The organism is Erwinia sp. L03-1, from assembly GCF_058686115.1.
Window position 1 is genome coordinate 4,016,714 of sequence record NZ_CM178762.1, and the last position, 24,221, is coordinate 4,040,934.

General features: G+C 55.6%; 22 protein-coding genes. All 22 read right to left on the minus strand.

All coding sequences use genetic code 11. The annotated features are described in order from the left end of the window. Positions 1-14: 14 nt before the first annotated feature. The 22 genes from AC4PCC_RS18380 to tssB all read right to left on the minus strand — a co-directional run bounded on the left by AC4PCC_RS18380 (position 15) and on the right by tssB (position 24,183). Positions 15-1,979, minus strand: a complete 1,965-nt coding sequence (locus AC4PCC_RS18380) for a type VI secretion system Vgr family protein (protein WP_492125483.1) — start codon at positions 1,977-1,979, stop codon at positions 15-17. Between the two features lie 53 nt (positions 1,980-2,032). Next, positions 2,033-3,493, minus strand: a complete 1,461-nt coding sequence (locus tag AC4PCC_RS18385) for a serine/threonine protein kinase (protein ID WP_492125484.1) — start codon at positions 3,491-3,493, stop codon at positions 2,033-2,035. Between the two features lie 29 nt (positions 3,494-3,522). Beyond that, positions 3,523-6,138: a type VI secretion system ATPase TssH gene (gene tssH, locus AC4PCC_RS18390; protein WP_492125485.1), complete on the minus strand. Its 2,616-nt coding sequence runs from the start codon at positions 6,136-6,138 to the stop codon at positions 3,523-3,525. 62 nt (positions 6,139-6,200) lie between these two features. Beyond that, positions 6,201-7,235, minus strand: a complete 1,035-nt coding sequence (tssG, locus tag AC4PCC_RS18395) for a type VI secretion system baseplate subunit TssG (protein ID WP_067703754.1) — start codon at positions 7,233-7,235, stop codon at positions 6,201-6,203. Then, positions 7,232-9,109 (minus strand): type VI secretion system baseplate subunit TssF, encoded by a 1,878-nt coding sequence (gene tssF / locus AC4PCC_RS18400; RefSeq protein ID WP_492125486.1) that lies wholly within the window; start codon positions 9,107-9,109, stop codon positions 7,232-7,234. The genes tssG and tssF overlap by 4 nt, the downstream gene beginning before the upstream one ends. 2 nt (positions 9,110-9,111) lie before the next feature. Continuing rightward, positions 9,112-9,690, minus strand: coding sequence for a type VI secretion system baseplate subunit TssE (gene tssE, locus AC4PCC_RS18405; RefSeq protein WP_067703759.1), 579 nt, complete (start codon positions 9,688-9,690; stop codon positions 9,112-9,114). After that, complete coding sequence (locus AC4PCC_RS18410) at positions 9,687-10,514, minus strand: type VI secretion system accessory protein TagJ (RefSeq protein WP_345830320.1); 828 nt, start codon at positions 10,512-10,514, stop codon at positions 9,687-9,689. Before AC4PCC_RS18410 ends, tssE begins: the two co-directional genes overlap by 4 nt. A 24-nt stretch (positions 10,515-10,538) precedes the next feature. After that, positions 10,539-11,660: a hypothetical protein gene (locus AC4PCC_RS18415; RefSeq protein ID WP_492125487.1), complete on the minus strand. Its 1,122-nt coding sequence runs from the start codon at positions 11,658-11,660 to the stop codon at positions 10,539-10,541. 22 nt (positions 11,661-11,682) lie between these two features. After that, positions 11,683-12,477: a PP2C family protein-serine/threonine phosphatase gene (locus tag AC4PCC_RS18420; protein ID WP_067704601.1), complete on the minus strand. Its 795-nt coding sequence runs from the start codon at positions 12,475-12,477 to the stop codon at positions 11,683-11,685. Continuing rightward, positions 12,477-14,534: a type VI secretion system-associated FHA domain protein TagH gene (gene tagH, locus AC4PCC_RS18425; RefSeq protein ID WP_492125488.1), complete on the minus strand. Its 2,058-nt coding sequence runs from the start codon at positions 14,532-14,534 to the stop codon at positions 12,477-12,479. The genes AC4PCC_RS18420 and tagH overlap by 1 nt, the downstream gene beginning before the upstream one ends. A 211-nt stretch (positions 14,535-14,745) precedes the next feature. Then, a complete protein-coding gene (locus AC4PCC_RS18430) occupies positions 14,746-15,588 on the minus strand; it encodes a hypothetical protein (protein WP_492125489.1) in 843 nt (280 codons plus the stop codon). A 68-nt stretch (positions 15,589-15,656) separates the two neighbouring features. After that, on the minus strand, positions 15,657-16,481 hold the full coding sequence (locus tag AC4PCC_RS18435) for a lysozyme inhibitor LprI family protein (RefSeq protein ID WP_492125490.1): 825 nt from the start codon (positions 16,479-16,481) through the stop codon (positions 15,657-15,659). Positions 16,482-16,759: 278 nt separating this feature from the next. Continuing rightward, positions 16,760-17,314 carry a hypothetical protein gene (locus AC4PCC_RS18440; RefSeq protein WP_492125491.1) on the minus strand — a complete coding sequence of 185 codons (555 nt, stop codon included), beginning with the start codon at positions 17,312-17,314 and terminating at the stop codon, positions 16,760-16,762. A 62-nt stretch (positions 17,315-17,376) separates the two neighbouring features. Next, positions 17,377-18,060 carry a lysozyme inhibitor LprI family protein gene (locus AC4PCC_RS18445; protein ID WP_492125492.1) on the minus strand — a complete coding sequence of 228 codons (684 nt, stop codon included), beginning with the start codon at positions 18,058-18,060 and terminating at the stop codon, positions 17,377-17,379. 295 nt (positions 18,061-18,355) lie between these two features. After that, a complete protein-coding gene (locus AC4PCC_RS18450; protein ID WP_067703786.1) occupies positions 18,356-18,772 on the minus strand; it encodes a hypothetical protein in 417 nt (138 codons plus the stop codon). Then, positions 18,769-19,767, minus strand: a complete 999-nt coding sequence (locus AC4PCC_RS18455) for a hypothetical protein (RefSeq protein WP_492125493.1) — start codon at positions 19,765-19,767, stop codon at positions 18,769-18,771. The genes AC4PCC_RS18450 and AC4PCC_RS18455 overlap by 4 nt, the downstream gene beginning before the upstream one ends. A 39-nt stretch (positions 19,768-19,806) precedes the next feature. Beyond that, entirely contained in the window at positions 19,807-20,253 is a 447-nt protein-coding gene (locus tag AC4PCC_RS18460; protein WP_492125494.1) for a lysozyme inhibitor LprI family protein, read from the minus strand. Further along, positions 20,225-21,094, minus strand: a complete 870-nt coding sequence (locus AC4PCC_RS18465) for a DUF8812 domain-containing protein (protein ID WP_492125495.1) — start codon at positions 21,092-21,094, stop codon at positions 20,225-20,227. Before AC4PCC_RS18465 ends, AC4PCC_RS18460 begins: the two co-directional genes overlap by 29 nt. A gap of 108 nt (positions 21,095-21,202) precedes the next feature. After that, the gene (locus tag AC4PCC_RS18470) at positions 21,203-21,685 is read right to left on the minus strand and encodes an Hcp family type VI secretion system effector (protein ID WP_416249622.1); all 483 of its coding nucleotides are present in this window, start codon (positions 21,683-21,685) and stop codon (positions 21,203-21,205) included. 157 nt (positions 21,686-21,842) lie between these two features. After that, a complete protein-coding gene (locus AC4PCC_RS18475) occupies positions 21,843-22,067 on the minus strand; it encodes a hypothetical protein (RefSeq protein ID WP_067703806.1) in 225 nt (74 codons plus the stop codon). A gap of 82 nt (positions 22,068-22,149) precedes the next feature. Beyond that, positions 22,150-23,649: a type VI secretion system contractile sheath large subunit gene (gene tssC / locus AC4PCC_RS18480; RefSeq protein ID WP_067703809.1), complete on the minus strand. Its 1,500-nt coding sequence runs from the start codon at positions 23,647-23,649 to the stop codon at positions 22,150-22,152. A gap of 3 nt (positions 23,650-23,652) precedes the next feature. Next, complete coding sequence (gene tssB / locus AC4PCC_RS18485) at positions 23,653-24,183, minus strand: type VI secretion system contractile sheath small subunit (protein WP_067703812.1); 531 nt, start codon at positions 24,181-24,183, stop codon at positions 23,653-23,655. Positions 24,184-24,221: the final 38 nt, after the last annotated feature.

The following is a 24,221-nucleotide window of genomic DNA, read 5'->3' on the forward strand; positions in this document are numbered from 1 at the left end:
CTTATCGTAAAGCGTTAGCTGTTTATTTTGACCAGTGCACCCTTGAGATCTGTTGTATTGGTGCCGGTGATACTTACAGCGTCACTGGCTTTTAATTCAGCGTTCGTTCCGCCACCCAGTTTTGTGATATCCGCGCCCTTAAACAACGCTTCCTCCGTACTTTCCGCCTGAAGATTTCCATCAATCACCTGAATTTCAATGGCTGAGGGGGAAATAAGAATATAATTATTTTTAACCTTCAATCTTATACTGGTTGCGGCCTCCAGCAGCGCATTGCCATCCTTATCCATCGTCAGCATGGTCTGACTTTCACCAACGTTAATTACGTGTTTTGCTCCGGTATTATGGGTGGCGTTCACTCCAACGTTAACCAGCCGATCGCGTTTTATAGCTGTCTTCTCATCCCGACCAATGGTTTTCCTGCGATCGACGCCGACACTATGCTTTTCACAATTTTCAATCTCGGTATCCATATCTCTTTCCGCATGGATCCACACCTGTTCATGACCTGCTTTATCTTCAAAACGGAATGCATTGGCACTCTCTCTGTGCCCATCCTTACTCCGGCTCAAAAAACCCATCTGCGTTGCGGCCGCAGGCAGCGCCCACGGCGGCATGCTCGCTTCGTTGTACACCCGGCCGGTGACAATCGGCCTGTCCGGATCCCCGTTGATAAAGTCGATCACCACCTCGTCGCCCACCCGCGGGATCTGCACCCCGCCGAAGCCCTGTCCCGCCCAGGCGCTGGAGACGCGCACCCAGCAGGAGCTGGTGTCGTCCCCTTTCGCCAGCCGGTCCCAGTGAAATTTCACCTTGATGCGGCCATATTTATCGGTCCAGATCGACTCGCCCTGCGGCCCCACCACCTTCGCGGTCTGCGGGCCGTGGGTGCGCGGCCACGGCGTGCGCGGTTCAGCGCGGAAGGTGATGTCCGACGGAATAACCTGCACCGCAATGCTGTGGGTGGTGCTGCTGTCGTCGCCGCTGGCGTAGCGGTTCTCTTCAAAGGTGTAGATCGCTTCGGTGGTCAGGTATTCGCCGTTGTCGCTGAAGAAGGGCGCGTTCAGCAGGGTGAAGGTGTTACCCGGCGCCAGCCCCAGCGCGGTGCCGCGGGCGGCGATCTGCTGGTGCTCCACCTGCCACCCCTCCTGACGGATGCGGGCGTAGAACTCGCCGTGGTCGTGGTCCACAAAGTGTCCCGGCCAGTCGTAGACGTCTATCTGCCCCGGCGACGGCGAGGCCGGGTTCTGCCGCGCCTGAAACATCCACGCGTTTGGCTTGCGGAAGTCGTAGTCGTCGATGCTGTACAGCCCCGGCGTCACCTTATCCTCCAGGCTCCACTGGCTTATCCCCTCCTCACTGGTGCTGCCCCCGGAGGGCGTGACGTGATAGGGAATGGCCCCGTAGCCCGCAAACGGCTGGTGCTGCTGCGCGCTGTCCATCAGCACCAGGGTATGTTTGTCCGCTTCGTGGCGGAAGAAGTAGTAAATGCCCTCCAGCTCCATCAGGCGGCTGATAAAATTAAAGCTGCTCTCCTGATACTGAACGCTGTACTCCCACACCCGGTAGCTGCCGGTCAGCCGGTCCTCGACGTTCACACCGTACTCGCGCAGCAGCGTTTTGATGCTCTCCGGCGCGGTCTGGTTCTGGAAGATACGCAGGTTGCGGTCGCGCTTCATCGGCCACAGGTCCGGCTCCATGGTCAGGCGGTAGACCGCGTAGCGGGTGCCGCTCAGCTCGGTGCTGCTGACCGCCATGCGGGTGATTTTGCCATTCAGATAGCGGGTGCCGCCCGTCAGCCCCCGGGTGGGGATGGAGACGGTAAGCGGCTGGCCGAGCAGCGCCTTGCGCTCAATGCGCGCATCGGTGCTCAGCAGCTCCACGGTTATCTCAAAGGCGTGCGAGAGGGCCTCTCTGCCGCTCAGTTTCCAGAACAGCAGGCCCGCGACGGGCAGCTGTACGGTGATACGATCAAACATAGTGATTTCCCTGACTGGCCGCGCCCGCCAGTGGTGCGCGGGCGCGGTAGTGATTAGCTTTGCGGATCCAGCAGCCATACGCCTGCACGATCGACGCTGATGCGCTGATCGCGGGTTTTACCCTCGTTGCTGATGCTGAAACGGTAGTCACCCGGCGGCAGTTGCAGCATGGCGAAGCCATTCGGCGAGGGGACCAGCGCCTGAGGGTTACCGTTCATCGCGACCTTGTCGCCCGGCAGCAGCTTAATGTAAACCTGGGCAACGGGCTCCGGCGGTGGCGGTGCCACCGGCGCTTCAGCAGGCTGGCTGGCCTGCTCAGCAGATGCCGCATTGCCTGCCAGTTCCGTCGGCTGCTGCGTCGCAGCGGGCGCCTGGGCGGAAGAAGACGCGGTTTGCGCCTGAGTGGTCTCAGCCTGAGACGGCCGATCGCTTCCCCCGCCCCCGGCCATCATCGCCCCCACGCCGATCCCCACCAGCACCCCGGCAGCAATCAGTCCCGGTACGATAAAGCGTTTTAGCGTGGTCGCCTGCGGCGAGGCCTCCGCCGCTGCCTCGACCGGCACCAGCATGGTGCCCGGGCCGTTTACTTTAACCTCGTGGATCTCATTGATATCGGTAGGTGACAGCTCCATCAGCGCCGCCAGCGCATCCACAGTCTGCGGACGATCTTCCGGCTGTAGCGCCAGCGCACGGTCAATCGCGTTCAGCAGCGGCAGGGAGTAGCCCGCCGGACGCAGCTTCACCAGCGGCTGGTAGCTGTCCTCAATGCTGCGCACCACGCTCACCGGCGGCGGTGAGCCGACGATCAGCGTATGCAGCACCGCGCCCAGCGCGTAGATATCGGTCCAGGTACCCTGCTCGCTTTCGTTATCGTCGCTGTACTGTTCAATCGGCGCGAAGCCGGGTTTGAGCATGGTTTCCGTTTCATCGGACAGGTTACCGATCGCCTTACGCGCCGAGCCGAAATCCAGCAGCACCGGTACGCCATTCTCCTGGATCTGGATGTTATCCAGCGAGATATCGCGGTGCAGATACCCCTCCTGATGAATGGTATTGATCGCCCCGAACAGCGGCGGCAGCAGGCTGCGGATCCAGGCTTCGCTGATCATCTCCGGCCGCCGGCTGTGCAGCTGAGAGAGCGTGGTGCCGGTATAGAACGCGGTGCCCATGTAGGCGGTGTCGTTCTGCACCCAGAAACGCAGGACGTGCAGCAGGTTCGGATGGTTGAAGCGGGCCAGCAGCCGGGCTTCCTGAATAAAGCTGTTCAGGCCGGCGTGGAAGGTTTTGCTGAAGCGATCGCTGCGCAGAACCAGCGTCAGGTCATCGTTACGCACCGCCAGCGAGGCGGGCATAAACTCCTTGATAGCGATGGTGCGTTCAAGCTGATGATCCCAGGCGCGGTAGACAATGCCAAAGCCGCCACCGCCAATCACTTCCTTGATTTCAAACTCGTTAAAGCGGTAGCCCACCGGCAAAGCGTTGGGTACCGCGTGCGGATTATCGTGTTCTGACATATTGGACAACTCTCTGAGTGTGATGGGCCTTAAGCCTCAAACTGGCACTGGAATTCGCCCTGCTGCAGCGTGACGCGCAGATGGCGATACTGTTGGTCCTGCGCGCTGGCGGTGAGCAATATCTGGCTCATCTGCGGCAGGAGGGTATTGGTCAGGATGGCATCGACCATGCGGCCGCCGGACTCCACCTCGGTGCAGCGCTGGACGATCTGCGCGATAACGCTGTCGTCGACCTCCGAGACAATGCCGTGATTCTGCTCCAGGCGGCGCTGAATGCGCTTCAGCTGCAGGCGCACAATGCTGGCCAGCATCTCGTCGCTTAGCGGATAGTAAGGCACCACCAGCAGGCGACCGAGCAGCGCGGGCGGGAAGACCTCCAGCAGCGGCGGACGCAGGGCGGCGGCCAGCGCATCCGGCTCGGGCATCAGTTCCGGATCGGCACACATCGCGCTAATCAGCTGGGTGCCGACGTTGGAGGTCAGGATGATCAGGGTATTGCGGAAGTCGATATGGCGGCCTTCGCCATCCTCCATCCAGCCTTTGTCGAACACCTGGAAAAAGATCTCATGCACGTCCGGGTGCGCCTTTTCGATCTCATCGAGCAGTACCACGCTGTAGGGACGGCGGCGCACGGCCTCGGTCAGTACCCCTCCTTCGCCGTAGCCGACGTAGCCCGGAGGCGCGCCTTTCAGGGTTGATACGGTATGAGCTTCCTGGAACTCACTCATATTGATGGTGATAATGTTCTGTTCACCGCCGTACAGCGTCTCGGCCAGCGCCAGCGCAGTTTCGGTTTTACCCACGCCGGACGGGCCGCACAGCATAAAGACGCCCACGGGCTTGTTCGGGTCGTCAAGCCGCGCGCGCGAGGTGCGAACGCGTTTAGCAATCAGATCCAGACCGTGACGCTGGCCGATAACCCGCTCGTTGAGGGTATCGGCCAGGTTGAGCACGGCCTCAATTTCGTTTTTCACCATGCGTCCCAGCGGAATGCCGGTCCAGTCCGACACCACCGTGGCAACCACGTTGGCATCCACGGCGGCAAACAGCAGCGGCGCTTCTCCCTGCAGGGCCTTCAATGCCTGCTGTCGTTCGGCCAGCGTCTGATGAAGCGTCCCGACCTCTTCCGCTTCGTCCGCGTGCAGCTGCGCGCGCAGCGCGATAATCTCATCCACCAGCCCCTGCTCCTGCTGCCAGCGGGCGGTCAGCTGGTCGCGCTGCGTCGCCAGTTCCGCCAGCTGCGCATCCAGCGATGTCACGCGCGTGGCATCGCCGATTGCCACTCTGGCTTCGCGCCCGGCAATCTCTTTTTCAATTTCCAGCGCGTGAATGCGGTGCACGCAGTCTTCCAGCTGCGGCGGCTGCGCGCTCTGGCTGACCGCGACGCGGGCGCAGGCGGTATCCAGCAGGGCGACCGCCTTATCCGGCAGCTGACGCGCGGGAATGTAGCGATGGGAGAGCGTGACCGCTGCCGCCACCGCCTCATCCAACAGCAGGACGCGATGGTGTTTCTCCAGCGCGCTGACGGTGCTGCGCAGCATCAGCAGCGCTTTCTGCTCGTCCGGCTCATGCACCTGCACGGTCTGGAAGCGGCGCGTCAGGGCCGGGTCCTTTTCGATATATTTTTTGTACTCGGCCCAGGTGGTCGCGCCGATGGTGCGCAGCTGACCGCGCGCCAGAGCGGGCTTCAGCAGGTTAGCCGCATCGCCGGTCCCCTGCTGTCCGCCCGCGCCAACCAGCGTGTGGATCTCGTCAATAAACAGCACAATCGGCGTCGGGCTGGACTGCACTTCATTAATCAGCGCCTGTAGCCGCGCCTCAAACTCGCCCTTCATGCCCGCGCCCGCCTGCAGCATACCGATGTCCAGCAGCCACAGCTGCACCTCCTGCAGCGGCGCGGGCACGTCGCCGGCGGCAATGCGCAGCGCCAGGCCTTCCACTACCGCCGTTTTACCCACGCCCGCCTCGCCGGTCAGCAGCGGATTGTTCTGGCGACGGCGCATCAGAATATCGACCATCTGGCGGATCTCTTCGTCTCGCCCGGCCACCGGATCGATTTTGCCCTCGCGCGCCCGGGCGGTGAGATCCTGCGCATACTGCGCCAGGGTGCCCTTCTGCGGCGGCACCGCCCCGGCACTCTCCGCCGGGGCCGCCGCCGCCAACTGGGCCTCTTTGCTGTTGGCGAAGATAGTATCGAACTGCTCCAGCAGCGTATCGGCGCTGATGCGGCCAAACTGCGGGGAGATGCCTTTCAGCAGGTTTGCCAGGTTGAAGGTTTTCAACAGGCCGATAATCAGGTGGCCGCCGCGAATTTGCTGTACGCCAAACTTCAGCGAACCGTAAACCCAGGCGCGCTCAACGGCGCTGTCGATATGTTCTGACAGGTCCGAGACCGCGCTGGCCCCGCGCGGCAGGCGGTCGAGAGCGGCCACAACGTCACGCGTCAGCGCGTCTTCGTCCAGTGAAAAGTAACGGATGAGCTGCTGTATATCGCCCTCCTGATGCTGCATCAGCTGATGCAGCCAGTGCACCAGCTCAACATAGGGGTTACCGCGCAGTTTACAAAAGGCGGTGGCGCTTTCCAGGGAGGTAAATAACAGCGTGTCCAGTTTGCCGAACAGTACGGCGCGGCTGATTTCTGACATGATTTTTCTCAGTGAGTTAGATGACTGACAGAATAAATGGCTTTAGTGCGCGTTATTCGCGATCAAACGCCCGCGCTTTCTGCGGGTTCCGGGCTGAAAAGCAGTTCGCTGCGCGGCTGGGGAACCGCGGCTTTGCCCAGCCAGCAGCTCAGCCCCAGCCGGGACGGTCCGCCCAGCGTGACCCCCTTGACGTCCTCAGCCTGCAAAATTAAACGGACGTCCCAGACAAACTCGATGCCCAGGTACTGCCTGACCCAGTCGCGCAGCTGCTCTGCCCAGGGCTCACCGGGCAGAAAGCGGTTGTAAACCGCCAGCGACATCGGTCCCAGCGCCAGGCGGAACTTATGCTGCACATCGCGTACCGCCACGCCGAGAAAGGCCGACTCGCCGAGTCGCGGCATATGGCGTCCGGCGCTGAGCCTGGCGCGTTCGCGCTGACCGATGGGCAGCCAGTGGGGCACGTTTTCAGTCAGGGTGACCGGCACCTTAAAGTAGTGACGGAGAATTTTTACCAGCCCCTCGGCATCGCGACCGTTGCGCGTCAGGTGGCCCGCCACCGCATAGCGCGCATGTTCGCTCAGGCTGCCTTTGCTTAACTGCCCCGGCTGGCCCATGCCAATCAGGCTGGCCAGGTAGCGCTCAAAGTGTCGGCCGTCGGCGCGGTCCAGCGAAACGGTGGGCTGTGCATCCGCCCAGGCGCGATAAAACAGCAGCGTCAGGCGATGGTGAAACAGGTCGGCAAAGGCCGACAGGCTGTGGTCCTGATGGTGATAGATGCGCTCGCGGGCATATTCGGTCAGATGCAGCGGCAGCGGACCGTTCGGGCCAAACAGGCCAAAGCTGAAGATGGAGACGTCGTGCAGCGGGCTGTTCTCGCGCGGCGCGGCGCTGGCCAGCGTCGCAGGGGCAAAGGCCAGCGACGGCTCCTGACCGATGCGCAGCGGCTCATGGCGCGGCAGCGGCGCGCGGCCCAGCGGATAGCGCTCCCCGCCCTGCGCATCCATCCGGCGCAGGAGTTGAAACAGATCGTAGCGCCAGGGGGTGCGCGTCACCCTCTGCCAGAAGTTATCCGGCAGGCGCTGGAGTGAATGGATCATATCAGCGCCCTTTTGCCACTGCGCGGCGCCCAGTAGCCCACTTCGCCACGCTGCTGGCTGGTCAGCGTCAGTTCGGTAAAGCTGTTCATCGCCACCAGCCGCGAAAAGACGCGCTCCAGCACGCTACCCAGCAGCCATGCGCTTGCGCCGGAGAAGGCCTGCTCGTCCACGCTCAGCTCAATGCCAATGCCGCGCATAAAGACAATCGGGCCTGGCTCCGGCACCCGCCGATAGGCGGGTTTAAGCTGACAGTGGCGGATACCCTCGATCTGGCGGGCCACGGGCGCATCCGCCAGGTTGGCATAGAGGCTCAGCAGCTGACGCAGCGCCGACGCGCCCTGGCCATCATCGCCGTCCATCAGGCTGAGGTAGTTCATTTGCAGGTGGCTGATCAGCCGCCACGTGGCCATGCCTTCCGCCAGCGCGGCGCGCGGCGGCGTCGGTCCCTTGCGCAGCGTCAGCTGGCCCACCGGGATCGAGTCCGGCATCATAAAGTTGCCCTGATCCTGTTGCAGCAGCATCAGCGGGATATCGCGGCTGGTGCACATCACCTCGGCGGTCAGGTGCCGCAGCGCATCACGCCAGGGGGCATGTCGCTCATCGACCAGCGACAAGAACACCTCGGAACCGACGTAGCCGGTGCGCGTCCCGAAGCGCTGGGCGTGCTCGGACAGGGTGCGCTGTTCACGCCGCAGCGAGAAGTAGGCGCCATAGTCGCCTTCATCGCGGCTAAAGGTGCTCCAGAACGGGCGAAAGACCTGTTCGTCGCGCTGCTTCTCGCCGGTGGCGTAGAGCTTCTGCACCGAGAAAATCTCATAGTCCAGCGGGCGGATGTTATCGACCACCAGATGATACTCATGCACGCTGTCGCTGATTTTTTGCCGCTCGGCCGTTTTGGGAAACAGATTGACGACCGGGGTGCAGTGCAGCGCCAGATGGCTTTTATCAATCACCCGCTCCAGCGAGGCGTCGGCCTTATCCAGCAGCAGGACGATTTCAAACGCCCCGACGCCCGTGCCGCAGGCGGCCAGCAGCGGTTTAAGCTGGCTGATGCTGATAAACTGAAAGCGCGCGGGGAAGGCAAAGTACTCCTGGAGCAGCCGGTAGCCGTCGAAGTTGCGCAGGTCGTCAGGCAGCAGCGCCTGCTCGGGCGCAAAGCCCTCCTGCTTTAGCGCATCATCCCCCAGCACCACGCGCTTTGGCTTCGCCTCTACGGTCTGGCAGAAGCTGCCCACGGTATGCTGCATAATCAGCTCCAGCAGCTGCTGGGCCTGAATATCCGGGCCGCTGAGAAAAAACATCAGATCGTCAAAGCTCAGCTGATTCAGCACCACCTGGTTATAGCAGGAGAGGCGGATCCGCAGCGCACTCACCGCCCCGCGCTGACTGAGGCCCATCGCCGCCAGCGGAATATCGGCCGGCACGCCGCCCAGCTCGACGCGCTCAATGCGCAGCGGCTGGAGCATCACCTCATGGGCCGTCGAGTAGCTACAGGTCACGCCGCTCTTTTTCAGCGTCTGGCTCTCCATCATGGTGCCGCGCGGCACCCGGAAGCCGCCGCTGATGTCGCCTTTTTTGCCGTCGGGATGCAGTTCAGCGATGGCCATGGACGGCGTCGGCGCAAGAAAGTTAGGGGCAATCATCTCCAGCATACGCTGCGAGAAGCGCGGGAACTCGGCGTCCATTTTGAGCTGCACGCGTGAGGTGAGAAAGGCAAAGCCCTCCATCAGCCGCTCCACATAGGGGTCGGCCACCTCAATGCCGCGCATTCCCAGGCGGCCAGCCACCTTGGGGTAGCGCTCGGCGAACTCCGCGCCCATTTCGCGCAGATAAGCCAGTTCACGGTTGTAATAGTCGAGCAGTTTGCTGTCCATGATTACCCTACGTCTTTAAGCTCAAAATGACCGTTTTCCAGATCGACATCGGTGCGGAACAGGAACTCCAGCGGATAAGGCACGCACCACAGCCGCCCTTTAATCTCAATCGACAGCACGTTATGCAGATTCAGCGAACGGGTGTCCGACACGCAGCGTACCTGGAGCCCGGCGGGCAGGATGCGCGGCTCGAAGTCGAGGATGGAACGGGTCAGCTTGCGCTGAATGTCGCCCCACTCAATATCTGACATGCGCTGCCCGGCCAGGGGTGAAACACCGAAGTTCCAGGTGGAGCGCTGAACCTGAGGGAACGGGGTCAGATCCTGCTGGGCCTCATTGTTGATGCAGTTAAACAGCCACTGCAGATCCCGCAGGACGTTGCGCCGCAGCGCGCTGTGGGAGATAACCGTGCTGCTGGCCGCCTCCTGCTGCTTATCCGGGGCGTCATCGGTCAGCCGATCCAGCAGCGAAGGCTGCATTTTATCGCGGGCGTTTAGCGCATCCTGCCGGTTGCGAAAGCGGTAGCCGCCGCGCAGCGCATCGCTACCCTGCTGTCCGTTCAGGTCGAAGTCGTTACTCATAGCGCCTCGTCAGCGGCGCTAAAGGCGATCAGCTCCAGCCCCAGCAGGGCAAAGTCAGCGTCGGCGCTCAGCCAGGTTTTCTGTCCGTGGCCGATAAACTGCTCGCCGTCAGCGTCCAGCGGCTGCCATTCGGTGACGCTGGCCAGCCGCACGGCATCGGCGGCGGCGCTGTCGAAGGGATAGCGTACCGGGATCTGACACACCTCTTCGCTGCCGTCACTCAGGCGCACCAGCACGTGCCGCCAGACCAGATCGGTAACGCTGGTCGGTGCCTGGAAGCGCAGTTCGCTGATGGCGCTGAACGGCAGCCAGGTGTAGTGCCCCTTGACGATCAGCTCGCAGATCGGCCCCAGACGGCCATCGCCGTCGATCAGCCACTCCACCGCCTGCGCCTGCTCATCCCCCTCCTTCTGAACGCTGCATGGGTTTACCTGTGCGGCATCAAAGGCTCCGGCGCGCAGGGTTGCCGCCTGCTCTGTCTCCCCGGCGGCATCCGCCCGGAGAGCGGCCAGCAGCTGCGCGGCCCAGCCAAACGCCTCCCCCGGCATACGCGGCGTTGCCTGCCCGGCAAACACCGCCGCACGCGTTATTTCGCCCGCTACCGCCTGCTCCAGCAGGGTGACGGTAGGCAGCGCCTGCGGCTTAAGCGCCCGCCAGGATTTCAGCTGGATCTGCGCGCGTGACCAGTTACCCGCCAGGCAAAGCAGCTGAACAAAGGCGGCGCGCAGATCGGCGTCGGCCGGGCGGCTTTTGATATCGGCTTCCACGCGCGCCAGGGTCTCGGCCAGCGTGCGTCCGGCCATCAGTTGATGCAGAGAATTCATGTTCTTTCCTCAGACGGGCGGGAACTAGTTGAGCGTGCGGAATGCACCGGCGGCCGGATCCTTCAGCTGCGGGTGTAGCGCCGTGACCAGGCGGATAGTCAGCGAGCCGCCGTTACTCAGGTAGGGCGACCAGACCTTACGCACTTCGTTAAGGCGCGCCTTCAGGGCGCTGTCGTCGTCGGCTTCGCTCCGGGTAATCTGCACCACCACCGTGCCGTTCACTTTCCAGCCGTTCAGCTCCGGCGCCCAGGGCACCAGCATCCAGCTCTGGGGAGATTTCTCATCGCTCAGCACCATTCGCTCGTTATTCACGGTGGTGATTTGCAGGTCGCGGCCCAGCGCTTTCGCGTTCAGCCCGGCGACCGGGAATCCCTGTAGAAAAGTCATATGCAGCGTGCGGGGGCCGCCCCTGCCGCTTTGCGAAATCTCGCTCGCGCCGCTCAGCCAGCCGTCGCTGCCGCAGGTTACGCCCCCTTTCGCCGGGACAAACAGCGCGCTGGTCTGGCCGCTGCGCCACCAGGTACGGAAGTGGCAGCCGTCCATCAGGCTGAACTGCACCCAGGGCGTCGTGTCGGCAGGCGGGGAGAGATCCTCAGCGGCGACCACCGGGGGGGCGGCAGGCGCTTCGGGCGTCTGCGTCGCTGGCGTCGTGCTGCCGGGGTGGGTGTTGGTCGGCGCGGTTGCTGCGCCGCCGGTGGTCACTGCCTGACTGGCGTTGCCCGCCGCCCCGCCGGCCGTCGCGGCCTGAGTGGCGCTGGCTGCCGTTCCGCCGGAGGTAGCGCTGGCCGTGGCGGCAGGATCAACCTGTACTGCCCAGCGGTGCGCTTTCAGGGCGCTGCCCTTCGCCAGCGATTTGCCGGTGCTGTCGTTCATCTGCCAGTGGATAACGCTCAGCTTAGCGCACTGATTGGCCAGCAGGCTGCCGACGCGCGGCAGAAACGTATTCATAACGCTGGGGTTTTTCTCGCCGTTTGCCACAATGCGCAGCGGCAGTTCGCTGGCGCACCAGCTGGAGGGCGCGTTGCTTTTGATGTTGTCGATCCAGATATCCAGCTTAAGCGAGGGGGAAGAGACCACGCGATAATCCTGCGCCCAGGCGCTGGACGCGATAAGCAGGGAGAGCGCACCTGATAGCCAATATTTCATAGGAGTCCTTGAAGGCCTTATTTTAATCACGAAGGGGAAGAAACTGGGCTGCTTCCGAAAGCGAATGCAGCAGCGTCGTATCCTGCGGGTCGCCAACCCAGACGGCGACGGCGCTGTAGTTATCCTGACTGGCCCCTGACGCCTGGTCATTCTTACGGATAACCTCCTGCATCAGCGTCAGCCACTCATCGGGCGTGTTAACCATATGCAGCGACTGCTGCATATGCTGCTGCGACAGCCCGTGCCAGAAACCGTCGGTGCAGAGCAAAAACGCGTCGCCGTCTTCAATCGGCACCACGTCGCTGTAGCTGGCATCACGCTCTTTATCGCCCATGCCGAGGGCAAAATAGAGCAGGTTGCCGTTAATACCTTCGGTCTGGTGCCCGGCATCTTTCATCTGCTGCACCAGGCTGTGATCGGTGGTGACGTGATAGAGATAGCCCCGACGAAAGAGATACAGGCGGCTGTCGCCCGCATGCGCCCAGTAGGCCAGCTCAAAGTCGCGATCGATAAACAGGCTGACCATGGTGGTGCCCATGCGCTTATATTCGCTGTGCGCCTGCTGCTGTTCACGGATGGCGCGGTTGGCATCGTTGACGTAGCGGCGTATGCACTGCGCGTCGAGGTGGTCATCGCCGTTAAAGCGTTCGAGAATGGTGTTGCGGGCCAGTTCAGCCGCGACGTCACCGCCGGGCAGACCGGCCACGCCGTCGCAGACCACAAAGCAGGCCGAACGCTCGCCGATGCTCTCCCCGGTCTGGTCCTGATTGCTTTCGCGGTCGCCCTGATTCGACATGGAGGCAAGGGTGATATTCATCATTCTTCCGATCTGATTTGAGAGTCTTTGTACTGGTTCACTTCCATATCGTAGGCGTGTAAAAAGGCTTCGCCGAACAGGGTATGGAAGTCATCTTCGATTTCTCCGGCGGTTTCGCCGTAGCGCTTAGTGAAGTGTTCCCACAGCGCGGCTTTACGACTGCTGGGGAGCGAGAGGCGCGAGGTGGCCCCTTCCCGACGCGCCTCCTCCTCCAGCTGCTGCGGGTTAAAGGATTGCAGCATTGAGGCGATGATCGCGCGGATCCCGGCGATCATCCCCAGCTGGTGCGCCTGCAGATCAACCAGCGCATCGCGCACCGACTGCTTTGGCGGCATAAAGCCCGGCATCCGGCTGCCAAACATCTGCATCAATACTGACTTGCCCGACGGCAGCAGCTTGAACGGGTTGTTGGCCTCGTCGAGGATCACCGTCATTTCGGCCTTCACGCCGCGCTTGAGGATCGAGCGCGAAGAGAGCAGCGCCACCGTGCCCTGCGAGAACATGCCGAGCATCTGCCCCAGCTCCTCCATGGCGTCACGATCGAAGCGCGGGGTCGGTTGCAGATCGTTCAGCCCCATGCCGCTGATAAGCGCATCCATCAGTTCGCCGTCCAGCAGCTCGCCGCTGCCGGTTCCCGCCGCGCTGGAGGATGAGGCCGTATTCGACACCGGATCGATACGCAGTCGTCCCTTCGGCGGCGGCGTAGTGTTGCGCGCCACGGCCTGCGGCGTCGGCAGCGTAATGCCGCCGTAGTCGGGCTGCGTCGGGGCCTGTGCAGGCTCGTCGTCAAACAGCGGCGAGCTGGCGAGTCGCGAGAGATCATCTTCCCGCGCATCGAAAGAGGATAAGGGATTGCTCTCCGGCGATTCATCAGTCGGGTCAGCCGGTCGATCGGCGGACGAGCGTTCAGCCTGAGAAGCCGCTGGTTCCGACGCCAGACTGGGCTGCCCGGACGGCGAAGCAGCAGGGCGCGGTGAATCAGCGTAAGCAACAGGACGCGGTGACTCATCAAACAGCGGTGAATCAGCGTAAGCAGCAGGACGCGGCGAATCATCAAACAGCGGCGAATCAGCGTAAGCAGCAGGACGCGGCGAATCATCAGACAGCGGCGAATCAGCGTAAGCTGCATCGCCAGGCTGCTCGTCCAGCGGCGTAAGCGGCACGGCATTACCCATCATCAGCCCCAGCGGATCGTCGCTGTTGACCTTCGCGGCAGCGCTTCCCCCCCCGAATAGCGCCAGCGGATCCACTTCATCCTTATCCTTTCCTGACGGGGTCGGCTTTGTCGCCTGCTGCTGAAGCAATGTGCTGGGCGTGCTGTCGTTGAAAATGCTCTCCTGCTTAAACAGCTCGTCGTTGTTAAACAGTGAGTCCGGCGTCGGGTTACGACGATCAAAGTTCAGCGCATCCGATCCGCTGGCAAACTGCGCAAGCGGATCGACAGGGTTACGTTCGGGCGCCGGCCCTTCCGTCAGCGGGTTAGCGCTGCTACGCGCGGGTTTGCTGCGATTAGACAGGCTGTCGGTAATGGAAAACTCCTGCGCCAGGCTCTCCCAAATCTCGCTGGGGATCGCGGCTGGGGAATTTTCTTTCGCCTCTGCGGGCGGCGCAGGCTGAGCCACTGGCGCAGCAGGGCGATCCGACGACGCGGCGGCAGGACGAGCCGACGACGTGTCAGCAGGACGAGCCATCGACGCGGCAGGACGCGCAACAGCCGCAGCGGCAACCGGCTGCGCCCCGCTGTTGAGGTCACTTACCTGCAGGCGATAATCATCAATGATCAGGATATCGCCGTCCTGTAGCTCGACCTGACGCCCGCGCTCCAGCGGAATATCATTAAGGTGTACCAGCGTCACGGTGCCGCGATTAGTAATGCGGCATTCGCCATCGGCGGTGATATGCACAATCGCCTGCAGGCGGGAAATCGTGCGGTCGTCGTCCGGCAGTACCAGATTATTATCGGCACCGCGGCCAATAGTGCCGCCGGGCGGCAGAAAGTCACAGCTGCTCTGCGGCGGCTGCTGACCAGATTTGGTCGCTATTATCGTAAATCGCATAACGGATTCCTGCGTTAGAGGGAGTCCCAATAGCATCCATAGGGATGAAGGACGTTCGGCGTTCAAGCCGCGCCCGTTTTAACAGCCAGCAGAAAACGGGTGGAGTTTGAACGCTAAAAGCGGATTAACAGACTCTCCCTTGATTAGCGTTGGGGAGAGGTAAAGGTCGTATTTGCCAGCAGAAGTCACACTAATTTATTCATTCGGTGTTCTACTTTATATCGGGCAGCAGGCTGAAGGTCCCTTCTTCCGGGTCATCTTTATCTGTGAGCATTTGATGGGTTACGTTATCGACATAAATGCTGAAGAGGCGGTGCTTAATCTGAATGTCACCGGGGCAGTGGCCGCCGTGCTTTTCCATCACATCAACAAGCGTTAAACCGGGCTCGCCATCTTTGGCCTGCTGGTACTCAACGCAGGCAGGGTCCTTAACCAGCTTCTGCTCTTCAACTGCTTTTTGTACCTGTTGCACCACGTTAAAACGCGCAGTCGCTTCTGGTGGCTTATGACCCTGGTACCATTGTTTAAGACCTGCAAGGTTGGCGATATGTTGCGATCCGATCCCGGACGTTAGATCCCGATCAAGGCTTAATGTTCTCTTCGCTTTATCAACGGAAAAGATCGCTGATGCAAAGGCGTTAGCGCCAGAGGCAATCACCTCATAAATTACGCCGATCTTAATCTCCGCAGGGTTCTCCTCAGAAAGAACGCCAACCGCCAGGGTTCGCTTGCAGGTCTGCCCCTGCCAGTTTTCTTTACCTATAGTGGGGATAACCGTGGTTAACCGGCCTTGCTGAGCACGCCAGGTTGCAAAACAGATCCCTGCACCCTGTTCGCTTTGGCCATGGCCTGAAATAAACACGCCTAACTTTTTCCCCTCTGAGGTAATCGAAAAGCTTTGTTTATCCAGCGGCACGCCATTGCTAACAGAATATTTAGCGGCTTCCTCACGGACGGCATTGGCGTAAGGTTTACTGTTTTCCGGCGTTAGCAGAGTGAGTGCGCTGGCATTTAAGGAAAGCGCCATCAGGATTATCAGCAGCCATTTATTCATTTACTACGCCTGGGGTTTTATGATTGATATTAGGTTGATGTGTGGGTGGCGCGTTACTTCGCCAGAGATTATTTGGCCTGATCAACCAGTGACTCGGTACGTTTGCGCATGGTGCTTTTGAGACATTGACTGTCTGATGCACATCTGTTTCGCTCATGGAGCCAGGATAATTGCGCGGCTTTTAACTTACTGACATTTGTCTCAACATTATCGCCGATATTTATTATCTGCTTAAGGACTGTTTTATACGCATCGCTGACACTGCGATCCCACGAAGAAAGTTCATATGAGGCACATATTGCTCTTTCGGCATCGTTGTTGTTACTCGCACACGTAAAACCCGGGTCAGGTTGAGGATTATTTGATAGTTTTTTCAATGTGAGATAAGAGTCGCTATCCCAGTTAGTAATCATCGTATTGTTATCAGTTTCCACAAGCCAGTTATCAACTGCGTGACCTCTGGGGCCTAATATTCCCTGACTGCATGACACAGTGACAGGTTGAACGACTGTATCTCCGGCGAACGAGAAACCATAACTTTTGGCACTGATTTTATCTATGCTGCTGCCGTCAGAGCCAGATGTTTTCTTAATCAGCTCGTCAAATTTCATCGCATTCGAATAGGCGTATTCAGGTTTTCCGCACCCCCTGGAAACTAAAATATCTCCAGATATATCATTCTTAGTGAAGGCGATTGTTCTTCCAACCAATGTAGGATCGTTAGTAATGATATCTGGTCTGTACGTCTGAAGGCTATTAATATGTACTTCCTGGATCTGCCATACGCCCTGAAGGGTTTTCCCATTGAAAACTGACACATTATCTGCACTCGAAAATGAGGACCAGCCCAATATGAAAGCTAAAAGCGCTGTAGTAATTATAATATTTTTCATTACCCTTATCTCACTATAAAAATCATCCTTATACAAATAAACCCTGGCTAAAGCAAAGTATATGTTCTTTTATTCATTATGCAGAATGATTACTAATACAGTTTATTCAAAGCCTACTTCTCAATGTAACACCAGTGCCCTGAGATTTATTTCCACATTAGCCATAATTACTTTAAGAGCTTTAAAAAAGCCCGTCTCGATTTCAAAAATACTATAGCAGCCTACCCAGATGATATATCAAAAGCAGGCTATCGTACTTTAATCCCAAGAACGAAACTTTATTCTACCTGGTATTTTTTCCTTAATTCAGAGATAGTATTTACGTATGAGTTTTCAAAGCGAGCTGTTGTTCTTAAGTCATAAAACAGTTCATTTTTATTTCTTAAACCGAAAATAACATAGTTATGCGATGCCTGCCCTCTGGTATCAACAGAATAGACAACTGCGATTTTCGTATCACTTTCTTCAGGTTTAGATATTAAACCAACCGCGTCAATCTTATCACAGTCAGCCGTCTCCCAATCATCTACTCCAATGGTTGTTTTAAAGAAATCAACATCCTTATTATTGGTTGACCAGGCTACAAAACAAACTGGATGAATATCTCTCATCCAGCCTCTTCCCTGCACCAGAGTCCCTAATTTAGACCCATCACTAACGACATCAAAAGTCTGCTTTGAATCAAGTTCAACATTTGAAAGTCCATTGCTCTCTGCTTTTTCTGTTATAGCATTACTGGTAGCCGGGGCACCTGAAATCTTTAGAACTGTATCTGCCAGAGCTGATGAACTGATTAAAGAAAAAGATAAAACCAGATAGGCGATCGTTTTCATTAAAAACACCATGAGTACGGTTATAATTTTTAAACGCAATAAAGAAGACAATGGCATTAACTTTACTGCCCGTCTGTTATTGAAAATAGAACATTGAGCCTTTCAACCATGCTTTTATTAAGACATTCTTTATCTGTCTCACAAGAATTACGTGTCTTTATCCAGGCTTTTTGAGAATTTTTGATTTTCTCCTCCAGTGCCCGGTCGCCAACAGAAATGGCGCCATGCTGAGCAGACTTCCATGCTTTATTGACACTTTTATCGAAGGAAGAAAGGTTATAATCTGAACAGATTGTTTTTTCAGTTGGTGTATAAGCTTTTGCGCAAGAGAATGATGGTTCAGGTTTTGCATTACTACTCACCGGCACAAGCGTCAGAATGGTCCCATCGAACCAGTTAACCAGCATTTTTTTATTATCTGGGAAACCAATCCATGAATTTTTTCCGGTATCGCCTCCACCAAAGCTACCAACATGACAGCTGAGATTCAAGACCGGAATATTTTTCTTGCCATCGACCTCCAGGTCATAAGCTTTGGCACTGGCTGAGTCAGCGCCCCCCATCGCTTCATGAATTAAACTATCAATCGAACTTATTGTTGATTTATACTGAGGCTGTTGACAATTAATTGTTTCAGGTAAATTTGATGTGATGGAGTTCGTATCAAAACTTATATACCGACCAACTAAGCGATCATCATTGGATTGATAACTTAAGGTCCTTTCCGTAAGATTGTTGATATCCACTTTGCTTACAACCCAGCTACTCTTAAAAAATAATGGTAGAAACTGATGATGCTGGATAGCATATAAAAGAGGAAGTCAACGCAAAAAATAGCAGCACAAACTTTATCATAATGAACCTTTTTGCATTACACCTCTAAAACCAGAGGTTAAATATTAAATCTAAATTTTTATTATGAGTTAATCGATAAATAATTTTAAAAATATGATTAGATTTATAAGAGAGATTAAAATTTTGATATTGTAAATATTAAAGCCCACACCTGCTTAAATTTTCCATTCCAATTTTTGCATATCATTAATAATGGTATATAACACTATGAATATAAGCCATAAGCATTGCCATTATGAAAAATGAACTTTGTATGAAGTAATTACGTCGCCATTCCCACATCCATGCAATTTCATTCTTAGGTAGTGACTGCATATAGTGATAGCACCTTTCATCTACTAACACTCCTTTTTTAGAATACATTTTTTTCCTGCGCAGCAGACGAATAAAAAAGACGATCTTAAAATAAAAGAAAACAAAACCAAGATTCGACGCCAGAGTGGTTACAGTATCAACAAACAGGCCAGCCTGCTGATAATTCTCTAAAAACAACTCATATCTACTTAAGTTTTTTTTATAAGAAAAATAGGAAACAATTGTGGCAGAAATAGAAATTAAGAAAAGAAACAGCACTATGAAGAAAAACAAATGTTCTGTACTCATAAAATTAAATCCATAAGGTAATCAGTTCCTTTTTCAGCAACAGCTCCTGAAGCTGTTCCCACAGCAACTCCACCGATTATACCACATGCAAGCGTACCTAATCCTCCCGTGGGTACTCCAATTGCTACACATAAAGCAGTTGCCCCTAATCCTCCAAGGGCTCCACCATAAATACTAGCAGCAGTGCTGGTTCCAAACTTACTGTATTCTCTTACCGCAACCTTATTACATTGGCTTTCCCGCCCAGTAGTACAAGCATGATGAACTTCATTTGTTGTATTCAGACCCGAAAAGCCAATTGCGATCCATCCTCCCAGCTTCATATACTTTGCTGCGGATGAAGCCCTATCTATGTAAGAGGAATAACCTTTAATAGCTCCTACCCCGGATGACTGCCAGTCATGTACAATTGATCGACTTGACAGATTCAAAGCTTTTTTCAGATCGTTATACGGACGCATTTTAAGAGCTAATTTTGAGATCTTCCCCAAGTGTTGATTTAAAATGTTGAATAGCCTCGCTCGTTCTGCGAAAAACTGCTGACTGATCAGAGAACCTTGTGTTCTAAACTGGTTCTGATAAGTTAACTCTATTTGCTTCAAAGTTTTTTCAACCTGATAAAAATGTCTTTCTGCCGCATCGCTAACGATCCCAATTGTTTTATCCATAAAAAAAGTAAGTGCTGCGATGGTACCATAGTTAGCATTTAAGAAAGTAGCCGTCGACAAATCTGCCGTTGCAAGAGAACTATCCACCTTCTTTTTAGCATCGTAGAGTTTTTTTAACTGATAAGATTGATTCTGATTTTTAGGGTCCGCAATTATTAACATTTGCCCAGGTTTTACCCATTGGGTGCCATTATTAATGTGCATAAAAAAATCCGCAAGCTCCTGATTCCTTCCCTGGAATAACTGCTGTGTCTGAAATGCCAGAGTCCCGGGGTGCTGAGCAATACAAAAGCCCGGGTCAATATTCGAATTTTGGCGATTATCCATGACCTTATCTCCATTTTATCTACTTTTAGCGGAAGTGAATTAATCGTACGGAATCTCCTTTAATTCCTTTGTTCTTTCTTCATCAAGTTTTGCGATACAATTGTTGGTAAAAACCATATAAGGATTACTATTTTTATTTGCTACATGTGCAAACAGTTTGCACTGACCATCACGATATTTTAACCAGGCACGTTGTGAATCTAGAAATACCCCGAGATAGTCTTTCCTTTCACTTTCCTGACCAGGAAATGTTTCATCTATTCTTTTTTTAGCAGCAGAGTACTCTGTATTTAGCGCTTTCTCAGCTACGGTTCGATTATGCTCAGCACAGGTAAATACTTCAGGATCACTTGTTTTTTTTGAGCAATCTTCGGCTGCTTGTGCTGTGCACATGAAGAAAAATGAACAGGCTACCATAGCGGGTAATATAATTTTCATTTCCGTTTTGACCTTAAATTTAGCGATTTTTCCTAAGATAATTAGCACGTTGCCGCCCACCTTCGTAACTCTGTACCTGAGCGTTATGTTCAATGAACTGAATCAACGTGTCAATATCATTACTCATACATGCCTTCATCGTTCTAACAAATCCGAGCCCCTGGTAGACAAAATCAACAGCTATGTCCCTGATCGGAGCTTTGAGATTTTCCCAGGCTGTCCGCTCAGGAAACTCTGCAGTTTTACTCAGATAGATTGCTTTTCCTCTTGAAGCGTAACCGGGATAAATAAGTTCAAACAGTCTAGCCTGAGCTTCACGAGTTATAAGGCCGCACTCATTTTTATGCTCAATGACCCACTTTTGGGCAGATGTACCTGTTAGTTTCGTAGCATGGGAAAGCAGCTCAGCCTGATCTGAAGGAACACCCGCTCTGGTCAAGTCATGATAAATTGCATCCGGTGTACGCCCCCCCATATCGTAACCACGCCCAATAGTGACGCCTGAAACACCTTTAGGCCAGTGAATGTGGCGACTGAAAGAAGGGCTGTGAGGATTATCATTGCCTTCAGCATCAAATGTAACTTGACCCAAACTTACCGTTAACCGACCAGAGTTCAGGTGTCTGTTTTCCTGCGGAATGCCCGATGGTGCACCTTGCGAGTTTCCTGCTGCTAGTTTTCTAAACGTTCTGCCACCTGGATCTACCAACCCATCTGGGTTATTAAGGAATTTTGACTGGTAGTTTTTAATTGCCTGAAGAGTCTTTGGCCCATAAGCACCATCATCCTGAAGCTGAGGAAAACCGTTTTGTTTTAATAATTTTTGCACCGCTTTTACATCGGCAGGATTATTTTTACCACCCTGCCCCACAGACCCAGATATATTCATGCCCCCCCCCTTCTTTGCTATATATTATCTGCAGGCATACTTACACCTTACCTGCAGATAATATCAATAAAGAAAAGCAATCTCCGTTAAGGAAATCGCTTGTTCCAATTACGCTTCTTTATTTTCTTTAATGTTCCAGCCAGCGCTGCTTTCTGCACCTTTGCCGCCGGATGAGCTCTGCTCCCAGTACTGCTGTTTAACTTTGGAAGCCTGGAAACCATAGGTCATTGCTACGGTATCTCCGTTATCAGCGCCGTTATATTGGACTGATGTGACCAGAACGTCTTCCAGCGTGATACGGGTGTACTCAACCTGAGTGCCACCTGCTTTACACACTGAAAGCTCAACTTTAGCAATATGCTTACCGCTGGCATTGTTCTTAAGCAACGCAGTAGTAGACTTGTCGATCAAAGCCTCTACATGCAGGTCATTAAAATTAACTTTCCCCGCACCGCCGCCGCCGCCAACAGACATATTGCCCGGCTGAGTCGCGCCCCATGAGAAAGATGTAATATCGGTCCAGCCGGTATGGTTAGAGTCTTTAGACTCGCCGGTGACACCATCAACCTTCATAAACATATCAATAGCCATGATTATCTACTCTTGTTTAGTTAAAAATTTGCTTTAGATAAAGCACTGATATGGCAAACAGGAAAGCATGGGGCTGAATAAAACAGTCCATATTTTACCTCTGCCTCTATTCTGAATATCGCTACATGAGATTTTCAGATAAATAATGCCATTCACATCAAGTAAATGGACTGATGACTTTCTTCATTTTTTCTGCAACGCCATAAATGACAACAGACGCAGAAATAGCGACAATAATTATTACGGCGTTAACAGCAATGCCTGCGCCTGAGATATGCCAGTTAAAGATCAGACCGTAATAACCTACGCAGCAAATAAAGATAAACATTGCAAGCCAGGTCAGGGCCAGTCGCAGGAAGATTAAGCCTGTTTTTTTCAGCATGACTCGGCTTCCTCTACTGATTGAGTCTGGTGCACGGGGCCATCTCCGCCCCGTACAACCCTCTTCACCGCCGCGAATTGCCTCAGGCGTCGTTAGATTTCAGCGACGGCAGTTTGGAGACCAGGCGCAGGGAAACGGTCAGGCCTTCCAGCTGGTAGTGCGGACGCAGGAAGAACTTAGCCGCGTAGTAGCCGGGGTTGTCCTCGATCTCTTCCACCAGCACCTCGGCAGAGGCCAGCGGCTTGCGGGATTTGGTTTCCTGCGAGGAGTTGGCCGGGTCGCCGTCGACGTAGTTCATTACCCAGTCGTTCAGCCAGCGTTCCATTTCGTCGCGCTCGCGGAATGAACCGATTTTGTCGCGCACGATGCACTTCAGGTAGTGCGCGAAGCGGCAGCAGGCGAACAGGTACGGCAGGCGCGAGGCCAGACGGGCGTTGGCGGTAGCGTCAGCGTCGTGGTATTCGGCAGGCTTCTGTAGCGACTGCGCGCCAATAAAGGCGGCAAAGTCGGAGTTTTTGCGGTGAACCAGCGGCATAAAGCCGTTTTTCGCCAGCTCGGCTTCGCGACGGTCGCTGATGGCGATTTCGGTTGGACACTTCATGTCCACGCCGCCGTCATCGCTCGGGAAGGTGTGGCACGGCAGGTTTTCTACCGCACCGCCGGACTCCACGCCGCGAATAGAGGTACACCAGCCGTACTCTTTAAATGAGCGGTTGATGTTGGCCGCCATCGCGTAGGCGGCGTTGGTCCAGGTGTAGTTGGCGTGGTTCGCCCCTTCGGTCTCTTCCTCAAAATCAAAGGCGTCGACCGGGTTGCTGCGAATGCCATAAGGCAGGCGCGCCAGGAAGCGTGGCATCACCAGGCCGAGGTAGCGCGCATCTTCTGACTCGCGCAGGCTGCGCCAGGCGGCGTATTCGCTGTTCTGGAAAATCTTGGTCAGATCGCGCGGGTTCGCCAGCTCCTGCCAGGACTCCATCTGCATCACGCCCGGCGCGGTGCCGGTGATAAACGGGCAGTGGGAGGCCGCGCCGATGCGCGCCATTTCGCTCAGCAGTTCAACGTCCTGCGGGCTGTGGTCGAAATAGTAATCGCCCACCAGGCAGCCGAACGGCTCGCCGCCGAACTGGCCGTACTCTTCTTCATAGATCTTCTTAAAGATCGGACTCTGGTCCCAGCCCACGCCTTTATAGCGCTTCAGGGTGCGGCCCAGCTCCTGTTTGGAGATGCTCATAAAGCGGATTTTCAGCATCTCGTCGGTTTCGGTGTTGTTCACCAGGTAGCTCAGACCGCGCCACGCGCCTTCCAGCTTCTGGAAGTCTTCATGGTGAATAATCTGGTTGACCTGCTGCGACAGCTTTTCGTCGATCTCGGCAATCAGCGCCTGGATGGTACGGTAGGCGTCGCTGGAGACGGTGACGGTGTTTTCCAGCGCCTGCTGCGCCAGGGTTTTTACCGCGCTCTCTACCGCCGAGCGGGCCGAGTCGGTTTTTGGCCGGAACTCTTTATTCAGCAGCGCGCTGAACTCGTCCTGGCTCCAGGCCTGCTGCTCCTGCGACTGCTGCTGTTGGGATGGATTGCTCATCGGTTACTCCTCCTGACCTTTATCCGCTGATTCATCCTGCTTCGGCAGGTGGCTCAGCGATTTCAGCAGCGTTGGATCCTGCAAAATTTTCGAGATTAGCTCTTCCGCACCGTTTTTGCCGTCCATATAGGTCAGCAGGTTAGAGAGCTGTGTCCGCGCATCCAGCAGCTGATTTAGCGGCTCAACGTTGCGGGCAACCGCATCCGGCGAGAAGTCTTCCATGCTATTGAAGGTGAGATCGATATTCAGGCGGCCATCACCGGTCAGGGTGTTGTCAGCCTGGAAGGCGACGCGCGGCTTGAGCGATTTCATCCGTTCGTCGAAGTTGTCGATATCAATTTCAAGGAACTTACGTTCGTCCACGGACGGCAGGCCCTCAACCGGCTTGCCGACCAGGTCAGCCATCACGCCCATTACAAACGGCAGCTGGATTTTACGTTCCGCACCATAGATCTCCACGTCGTACTCAATTTGTACGCGCGGCGCGCGGTTACGGGCGATGAATTTCTGCCCACTGGATTTACTGATTGCCATGGTGTTCTCCATTGGTATGCGCGGTAAAGAGAGAAATG